The organism is Ideonella sp. P3_A4 (assembly GCF_056403075.1).
Map to the genome: position 1 here is coordinate 1 of NZ_JBFUGE010001163.1, position 1,062 is coordinate 1,062.

Consider the following 1,062-nt stretch of genomic DNA (forward strand, 5'->3'; position numbering starts at 1 on the left):
GCGTGGCCACGCCGCCACAACAGCAGCCCACCACGCGTCAGGTGGCGCAGGCGTTGGCCGGCGGCCTGCTGTTGGCAGAAGCCGACGAAGACTCGATTGCCACAGAACTGCAACTGAGCCGACGTACGCTGCAGCGCCGCTTGACGGATGAGGGCGCCAGCTTTCGCGCGTTGCTCGATGCCGCGCGCGCACAACACGCCATCGTCGGCGTGCTGCGCGGCGGCGTCTCGCTCGCGCAATTGGGTGCGGAAATCGGCTTCGACGAACAGTCGTCGCTGTGCCGCGCCTTTCGCCGCTGGACGGGGTATGCACCACTGGCCGTGAAGAGCCGGCTGCAACCGATGTTCAGCGAACTTCGAAGTGGTCCGATGACATGAACAAAGAGGAGATTCGATGAAACGTTCTCTGGCCCGGCGCTGCGCGTTCACGCTCGCAGCGCTGACCCCTTGGGCAGCACAGGCGTTCCAGCCTGACACGCACGCCCGCCTCGTGCTCGACGCGGTGGCCTACATGGCCGCGCACCCCACCACCACCAACTACCAGAAGTTGGTGCAAGGGGCGAACAAAGCCGGCTTCACGATCGACCAGTTCGCGCAGGCCATGTCGCAAGGCGCGCACGATGTCGACTACTTCGAAGACACCTACATCTGCGGCGCGATCACCGGCGACTGCGTGAAGGCGCCGCTGTGGGGCCTGGGCACCGACATTGCCCGCTACACCTCGTTCTGGCACTTCCAGGACCATGCGCACGGCACCGACGCGCACGGCAACCGCTATGGCGGCTACAGCTACCAGCGCATCGCGATCGTCGGCGACATCGACAAGGTGGCCGCCGGCTGGCTGTGGAACGACTACCTCGACGACGGCCGCGGCGGCATGGGTGGCATCTTCGGCGACACCAGCCGCTACAACACCTACGGCGTCACCGAAGCCAACTATCGGCAAGGCAGCACGTCGAGCAAGTCGATGTACGGCGACTACCAGGCCTTCCCGTTCCAGCCGATCAACAACCTGGGCCAGTACTGGTTCTCGCAGTTCCTGGCGCGGCCCACGGCGCAGAAC

At 65.5% G+C, this 1,062-nt stretch carries 1 protein-coding gene and 1 pseudogene; both read left to right on the forward strand.

Annotated features, from left to right (window positions below; all coding sequences use genetic code 11):
- On the forward strand, positions 1-377 hold a 377-nt coding region (locus AC1DYI_RS36645; protein WP_477208992.1), incomplete at its 5' end, for a helix-turn-helix domain-containing protein.
- Positions 378-393: 16 nt separating this feature from the next.
- Positions 394-1,062: pseudogene (locus AC1DYI_RS36650) on the forward strand (phospholipase); the annotation flags it as partial.